This window comes from Methylobacterium sp. B1 (assembly GCF_000333255.1).
GTDB lineage: Bacteria > Pseudomonadota > Alphaproteobacteria > Rhizobiales > Beijerinckiaceae > Methylobacterium > Methylobacterium fujisawaense.
Map to the genome: position 1 here is coordinate 1 of NZ_BACT01000375.1, position 956 is coordinate 956.

The 956-nt window shown below is 70.1% G+C and carries 2 protein-coding genes; both read left to right on the forward strand.

Annotated features, from left to right (window positions below):
- Positions 1 to 572, forward strand: a 572-nt coding sequence (locus I53_RS11060) for an ABC transporter permease subunit (protein WP_043350455.1), incomplete at its 5' end; no start/stop codon positions are given.
- The coding region (locus I53_RS11065; RefSeq protein WP_043350458.1) for an ATP-binding cassette domain-containing protein at positions 562 to 956 on the forward strand (395 nt) is incomplete at its 3' end. The genes I53_RS11060 and I53_RS11065, both read left to right, overlap by 11 nt.

The following is a 956-nucleotide window of genomic DNA, read 5'->3' on the forward strand; positions in this document are numbered from 1 at the left end:
CCCTGGCCGCCACCCTGTCGATCCTGGTCGGGGTGGCGATCCGCTACGTCGTGCTGTTCGAGCGCCTGACCCTGCCGACCATCACGCTTCTGGCGCCGGTCTCGCCGATCGCGTGGCTGCCGGTGGCGATCTTCATGTTCGGGATCGGCAACGCCCCGGCGATCTTCATGGTGTTCATCGCCCTGTTTTTCACGATGGTGCTCTCGACCATCCAGCAGATCGACGGGGTCAACCGGAACTACATCAACGTCGCCCGGACGATGGGGGCGACGAAGCGCCAGATCTACGCGCGGGTGATCGTGCCGGCGATCCTGCCGGGGCTGCTGGCGGTGCTGCGCCTCAACCTGTTCGGCGCCTGGATGGTGGTGCTCGTCGCCGAGGCGACCGGCGTCGGCTACGGGCTCGGCCAGGTGATCATGCTGGCGCGCAACACCTTCAACCCATCGCTGGTGTTCTTCACCATCACGCTGATCGGCCTGCTCGGCTTCGCCTTCGACCTGCTGTTCCGGGTGGTCCAGCGGCGGCTGCTGTACTGGCTGCCGCGCGACACGGGGGCCGCCCTTGGCCTCTGATCTCAGCTCCGACGCCGCCGTCTCCTGCCGCGGCGTCGCCAAGGTCTGGGCGGCCGGCACCGCCCGCGCCCACGAGGCCCTGCGCGACATCGACCTCACCGTGCGGCCCGGCGAGTTCGTGGTGTTCCTCGGCCCCTCGGGCTGCGGGAAGAGCACGCTGCTCTACCTCATCGCCGGGCTGGAGGCCGCCTCCGGCGGCGCGCTCCTGTCCTTCGGCGAGGCCGTCACCGGGCCGTCGCCGGAGCGCAGCCTGATCTTCCAGGAAACCTCGCTGCTGCCCTGGCTCAGCGTCTGGCAGAACGTCAGCTTCGGCCTGTCGCTGAAGGGCGTGCCGGAAGCCGAGCGCCGCAGCGTCGCCCGGGCCGCTCTCCAGCGGGTCGGCCC